A 7032-nucleotide genomic window follows, 5' to 3' on the forward strand; every position below is an offset into this window, starting at 1 on the left:
TCTGCTTTGCTTGGTGTCACTGCTGAGCGCGTGTATGGGGCGCGGTAGTGATCCTGCCCGCCTGCCCCCGCCAAATGTGCCGGCCGATCTGGTGACGCCCTGTCCAGGCTATACTGGCCCGGTGCCGACGCTGAGGGCCAGCTATCAAATGCCCTGATTGCCGAGGCGGCAGGGGCGCAGTTGCGCAAATGATAAGCTGGCGACACTGGCCGAGATCTTGGAGGGGGCTCATTCTATGTGAGGAGGGTTGTGCAAGGCAATTTCCTGCCATTTGTAGCCAGTCATCGATGGGATGAGTGCAAGCGCGGCATACGGCACCACGGCGGGAAATTGCCCCTCGCTGTGAGCGCTTAGTCGCAAGTTGGATTTCGGGAAACCGGACATTGAGTGGCGCTTCATGCACTTAGAAGTTGCTTGCAGAATGAGCGGATAGGTTGTTCTATTCGATAGAATAAACCTGCTCGGCCAAGTGCCAATAATGGCAGTCTGAAACATTTTGCTCTGGCTCGAAGAGAAACATTTATGAAAATAAAAGAAGTTCACGTCCAAAGTTATCGATCGGTTATCGACAGTGAAAAGTTTGAAATCGGTGGCGACAAAACCATCTTGGTCGGCCCAAATGAGGCGGGAAAAACAGCACTGCTGCAAGCGGTTCGGCATCTCAACCCTCCCAAGGGTGTCAAGCCACTAAGCGCGCTACGGGACTATCCTCGGGCCCACTACAATAAGATCACTTTGGGCGAAGTCGATCCGAAGAACGTTCGTGTGGTTGAGGCTGAGTTTGAGTTAGACGACGATGATCGTGAGCACTTGCCTGAAGGGATGAAGGACGCCAATTACGTCCTTTGGCGGAATCTGGACAACTCTACCGGACATCGGTTGAGCGGCGCCCCTGCAAAGAAAAGCTACCAGGAATTGGAGAAGGATCTAATCCGCCTGGCAGCACACGCGGACAAGCAGTTCACCCCTTCGGAAGATGGTGCGGAGCAATCACCGACAGAGCGGCTCAGGGCTGTTACACAAGGGTGGTATAGCTTTCAAACGATTGAAGGTGAAAAGGCCCAGGCCTTAAGGGATTGGTTGGAAGTGGTTTTCCCGCTCGTGGATGAAGACAACGAGAAGGAAGAAGCCCGTTTCGATAGCCTTAAGGCGGGAATCGAGATTGGCGACGCACGCAACGCGGCGATTCAAGCTTTGCAAAAACGCGTTCCTGTTTTCGTCCTGTTCAGTAACTATTTCCGTGTCCGCCCGCTCATACATTTGAAGCAACTTGCTACCAGGATCACCAACGGTACGCTTGATGATGAGCGCTACGACTATGGTAATGTTTGCCTTTTAAAACTGTTGGGTTTCGACGCAAAAGAGCTTTCCGAAATGGGGGCGTCGGCTGACCCCGATGCGAACGACCTGGAGGCCTTGGAGGCGTTTCGCGAAAAGCTCGATGAGAGGCAGTATCAGTTGAATGCTGCGGAGGTCAGCCTAACTCGGGAAATTCGTTCTGTTTGGAAACCGAATGAGAGCAAGGGCGAGGCGGCGAAGCTTCGGTTACGAGCTGATGGGCAATATCTCAAGGTTACAGTTGAAGACGACCTAGGTGTCGAGGTGGAGCTTGATCAGCGTTCAGAAGGCTTTCAGTGGCTCGTTTCGTTTTTCGTAGTTTTCTTTGCTGAAGCTCAGGGCGAGCACAAAAACGCGGTCTTGTTGCTGGACGAGCCTGGTATGAGTTTGCACGCGCTAAAGCAGAAGGAGTTCCGCCAAACAATTACGCGTCTGGCCGAAGGAAATCAGACCCTCTACACGACGCATTCGCCCTTCCTTGTCGGACCGGACGAGCTAGATTTGGTGCGCGTGGTTGAAATGAGTAGTCGTGAAGAGGGAACGAAGGTTCATACCTCAATCACAGCTAACGATCCGGCTGCGTTGCTTCCATTGCAAGAGGCGCTCGGGTACGATCTCGCGCAGAGCCTTTTCACACAGAAGCAAAACCTCGTATTGGAGGGGCTAACGGACTATTGGTATCTTGAGGCAGTCTCGCAGCTTTTGCGCGCCTCGAAGGACGCAAACCTTAACGAGAAGATTGCCTTGGTTCCTGCAAATACAGCGGGAAAGGTCGTCTATTTTGCGACGCTCCTTCACGCACAGGGTTTCAAGGTCGCGGCTCTTCTAGACTCCGACAGCGCCGGAGATCAGGCTGCGCAGCAAGATACGCTTGTTCACACGCTTGGAAACAAAGGTATTCTGAGAACGAAAGATTACATGCAAGATGAGATCAAAGCAGCAGAGGTAGAAGATCTTTTAAGAGATACGCTGGTTCACATTGCAAGATCCGAACTCAGTTGGGATGTTTCCGAAACGGCAGCCAGGCAACCACAAAGGCCGCTTGTGAGTATTTTCGAAAGCGATGTCAAAGATTTTTCCAAATATCGGCTTGCAAAGGCTTTCGTTAGGTGGTCGCGCGATCATGAGGCTTCAGACCTAACCCAACGTGAGCGGAAGCAATGGAAAAATCTCATCGGCGCGATAAACGCGGCTTTGAAGTGAATAAGCCCACTAGTTAGAGCGTGGTTTGAGGTGCACCGGAGTATTTTAGTTTTTGTCAAAAGACTTTGATAGGGAGAAAAGATAGTTGTCTGATTTAAAGTTGGAGCTTGTCAGTAGGGAGATTTCGTCTCCGGTAGGAGATGTCGTTTTCGTGCATGGTCTAGGAAGCAATGCGCAATCAGCTTGGACGCCTGAGGTATCCGTCGGAAAGGGTGCCGACAAAACGGAATTTGAGAGCTACTTTCCTTCAGTTCTGGCAGCGGATTCCCCCACGATAAATATGGGGGCACTGGACTACAATGCGATCGTATCTGACTGGATCGAACGATCAAGGTTTCAGGAACTGCCCCGCCATTGCAACAACATACTTCAGTACCTTAGGGGAAAGGGAATCGGGGACCGCCCGACAATTTTTGTGTGCCACAGTTTGGGTGGAATTGTAGCCAAAGAGGTGCTCAGACGTTCCGAGCAAAGCAAATTTAAGAGATTGAAACAGATTTCAAAAAATACAGTTGCGCTATCGTTCTTGGCCACCCCCCACAAGGGATCGAAGATCGCGGACGTAGTGCAAGCCGTAAACACTGTTATGCCTTTTCTTCGACCTTCGCAGCGCATAGCAGAGCTCGAGCATGATAATGTCTACCTAGAAGACCTAAGCCATTGGTACCGACAGTATTGCTCAAATCATGACATTGAAACGCAGGCCTTTTTTGAACTCAAGAAGACCAAGGGCACAATTGTGGTTCCTCGCTACAGTGCCGATCCCGATGTGGAGGGATGCCAAACATTAGGTATCAACCGAAACCATGCGGAGATTTGCAAGCCGGCCAAGAAGACTGATGAGGTGTACGTTTCGCTATGCGGTCTTCTGAGTGGTCATTTTTTTGGCGGTAAGCCAGTGCCTGGCGTGGACCCCACGCAGCCCCCTATTCCGCTCCAAACTGTTGTGATTGGAGTAATAGTAAAGTCCAAGAAAGTCTTGATGGTTAGGCGCCGAAATCCAACCGACAATTTGACTTGGCAATTTGTCGCTGGGCGACAGCGGGTTGGGCAAGAGACCGAGGAAGAATGCATCATTAGAGAGGCGAAAGAAGAAACCGGGATAGATGTACAAATACTGGAAAGGCTTGGTGACAGCGTTGATCCGATGTCTCCCTACAGAAAGATATACTACGCACTAAGATATCTGGACGGTAAGGAAAGCAATAGTGACCCGGTGGAGAACTCGGAAGTTAGGTGGGTAAAAATTGGTAATGTGGACGACTTTGTGACCACTAAAATCGATCCAAGGGTTCGAAAATTTATCGGTATATAGACTCGCCCTCCTTCGTTGAGTGCACGTTGTGCGCATCGCACCTTACAACAATAGTGACTGAAGTGGCTGAAGTGGCTGATAGCGCCACTAGCACGTTGAGGCCTAATTCGTATGCTTCTAAAGTTGCCCTGCGCTGATGCGGCCGAAATATTGAAAGTAGAGCAAATGCTTCTCGACACCCAAGTTATTTCTGCATCGTGGAAACAACATGCCCCTATCACTGATGCCTGTGTGTCTTCGGTGACAGCAAAAGAGTTCCTTGAAATTTATGATCGTGCAAGCTTCAAGCATGACAAGTACTATATACCAATCATAAGTAATCGACATTTTCATGGCTTGAACGTTAGCCACGGTGGGAAATTCACTCGGGAGCGTCGCCCATCGGCACATCTTTGCGACAAACTGATCGTCGACTTCAATCGTGACTACCCAACGCTTGTAGAACATGGCTCCAAATCGGTCTCACTTTCCATAAATCAACCACGTCGAGGAAATTTTAATTGGGCGACTTCACATCTTTCGAACTCTCTTAAACGCCGAGTAACAGGTCGGTACAATTATATGGTTTCCCGAGGGGTAAAATGCCTGGCGGTAAACTCAGGGATTTTGGATTTATCGATGGCGCTGCTTTATGATTTTGAGCGAACGTACAACATTAAAGAAAATTTCAGAAATTCTTTCAATGACATAATGATACTTTCGACAGCGGTACACTACGGAATGCCATTGCGCACCGAAGACTCGCTGTTGGCAAGGTTCTCCGCACAAAAGTTTGGCGGTATGATTGCTGAGCAAAAAACGGGAGTCATTATCGATTTTGACAGCACGCTAAGAAGATCGCTAGGGCGCAAAGAATCGAAGGGGTACATTCATCGAGGATGGCGGGTTGCGATGCGCAAATCACTGCAATTGTGAAAGCTCACAATACCGGATTTCTACCGAGTACCTTGCAACCAAATTTGCATGGTCATCTAGACGACGCCATCTTTAGAGTGAGTATGGATCCGGTTTTTCCGAGACCGATTTAGAGGTCGGAAGAGAGGCTCCCGGCTGGCCCGTCGCAGAGATATCCCGATGTCCATGCAACAGAAGATCATCCTCAGCTCCTCGCGTGACATTTCCTTCAACAAGCTGATACTCAGCGATTCTAATATGCGCCGCTGCATCCGTTCGACGAGTTCTAGGTTGTGCAAGTGCAGCGAACGGCAGGTTCGACGCGCCGCGTCGCAAAATGGCGAGATAGGGTCGTGTGACCGCTTTGGGCCGTTCGCGACCGTCATGGGAGGTGGAAGTGGTCCGAATTGCTGCACCATGCACATTTCGGTACGAAGGGCGGAGTGCAGGCATTAGCCGCACCTGCGAGAGGTTACCCGTCAGACAGGCAAAAGCGGCCATTCAAGCCCTAGCAGACCAAAGCCCCCATGCTGCGCTGGACGCCAAGGTCGGCAAAGCGCAGATAGTGTACTTTGCAAAGTCAAATGCAAACACTAGAAATGTTGAAGTTTCCACTTTGCAACAATCATTTGCAGACTTCAAAGCGAGCATTCATGCTGGGGCAGCATTTCAATGTTCAGACCTAGTTTACACCAGCGAGGAAGCCTGTACTCTTCGAGCATTACTTTTAGCTGTATTCTGAAAGGTGCTATTATGGCGCGGCAACAAGGTGCTCTTACTGATGAAGAGAAGACTATCGTAAAGGGGTTGCTGCAGGCTGGCGAACGAAACCAAGACATCCAAGCTCTTGTGAACACAGGGAGGTCAGCAACAGTCAATAGCGCGCGGATTACCGAGGTAAAGCAGGACAATTCCATTGTACCAGCTTCAGCTGAAAATTTGGAATTCTATCAAGCGAAGAAGAAGAGCTATGATCCTCAGACGGGATTGAACCTCTATGATGACGAACGTTTGATAAGAGCACGAGAAGCGATGCTGCTTGCAGTTCAAGTGTTCAACAGCCCGACCTTGAAATTCAAAGCCGAAGTCTTCGCCGTACACGCCAATATTGCTTGGACATATCTCTTGCATGAGCACTACGAGCGCCAAGGCTTAGATATTATCCAAGAGGATGGTCGAGCGCTTCTTTTGAGTCAGATGCTGGCACGAGCTGATAACCCGCTGTCTCAGGGAATTCGAGACAATTTGTCTAGCCTTAAAAAAATACGTGATGCAGTAGAACACACACTATTTAGAAGGGCCGACACAAGGTTCCTTTCCATTTTTCAGGCATGTTGTTTGAACTTTGATAAGGCGATTTGTGATCTGTTCGGTACTGACTTGGCATTGAGCAACGAGCTTTCATTCTCTTTGCAGTTTGCCAAGATGGACTTTGAACAGCTAGCACAGGTTCACGCGTATGAGGTGCCAGAACACATTACAACGTTAGAGCAAGATATTGAAGGCGACTTGGATGAAGAGCGTTCGTCGGACATCGAGTACCGCTTCAGAGTGGTATACACCTTCGAAAATTCAACAAAATCCAAAGCGCACATCAAGTTTGTACACCCTACGGACGAAGACGCTGAGGAAGTAAGAAACGTTTTGATCCGAAAAGAAATTTCAGACAAGTTGTACCCTCACCGGGCCAAGATGGTCGCTGAAGCCGTGCATCAAAAGTCAGAACGGTCTTTCTCGGCGCACAACCACACTCAAGCATGGAGGAAGTTCGACGTGCGCCCTAGAAGTGGTGTTGCCCAGCCAGAGAATACGAACAAAGACTATTGTATCTACCATCAGGCTCATGGCGATTATACCTACTCAAACAAATGGATCGATTTTATTGTTAGTTTCATTGCGTCTGATGACAACTATGATGAATTACGCCGGTTCAAGTTGAATGGATGACCAAACTTTCCAGGTGCTGTCCTCGCCACGAAGCCCATTCAGGACAATCGTGATCTTCTCTTCGGATGAATGCTGCTTGCCTGTCACACAATTGATACCTTCGACAATCTTCTCGGTAGGGCCTTTTTTGCTGTCTTTCTCACCTCCTACTCCTTGGCGGGATGAGCCAGAAACTCTTCCTTATCAAATTTCGCTATTTGGCCCCATAGGCGCTGCCGTCAGACATACAGGAGCTGTGCCCATGGAGACCACAAGATGCAAACCGAAATTGTGTGAAACACACATGCTAGATTTTGCATGAAATTCAGTACTAAGTAGAGGGGATGAGAATCACC

The 7032-nt window shown here is 49.4% G+C and carries 4 protein-coding genes; all 4 read left to right on the forward strand.

Features of this window, described 5'->3' with window-relative positions; all coding sequences use genetic code 11:
* The first annotated feature begins 522 nt into the window (after positions 1 to 522).
* The 4 genes from B4968_RS22000 to B4968_RS22020 all read left to right on the forward strand — a co-directional run bounded on the left by B4968_RS22000 (position 523) and on the right by B4968_RS22020 (position 6697).
* Positions 523 to 2541 (forward strand): AAA family ATPase, encoded by a 2019-nt coding sequence (locus tag B4968_RS22000; RefSeq protein ID WP_083101328.1) that lies wholly within the window; start codon positions 523 to 525, stop codon positions 2539 to 2541.
* Between the two features lie 85 nt (positions 2542 to 2626).
* Positions 2627 to 3856 (forward strand): alpha/beta fold hydrolase, encoded by a 1230-nt coding sequence (locus tag B4968_RS22005; protein WP_139792975.1) that lies wholly within the window; start codon positions 2627 to 2629, stop codon positions 3854 to 3856.
* 111 nt (positions 3857 to 3967) lie between these two features.
* A complete protein-coding gene (locus B4968_RS23375; RefSeq protein WP_139792976.1) occupies positions 3968 to 4771 on the forward strand; it encodes a hypothetical protein in 804 nt (267 codons plus the stop codon).
* Positions 4772 to 5503: 732 nt separating this feature from the next.
* Positions 5504 to 6697, forward strand: coding sequence for a DUF3644 domain-containing protein (locus B4968_RS22020; RefSeq protein ID WP_206601131.1), 1194 nt, complete (start codon positions 5504 to 5506; stop codon positions 6695 to 6697).
* The last annotated feature ends 335 nt before the right edge of the window (positions 6698 to 7032 follow it).

This window comes from Pseudophaeobacter leonis, from assembly GCF_002087335.1.
Taxonomy (GTDB): domain Bacteria; phylum Pseudomonadota; class Alphaproteobacteria; order Rhodobacterales; family Rhodobacteraceae; genus Pseudophaeobacter; species Pseudophaeobacter leonis.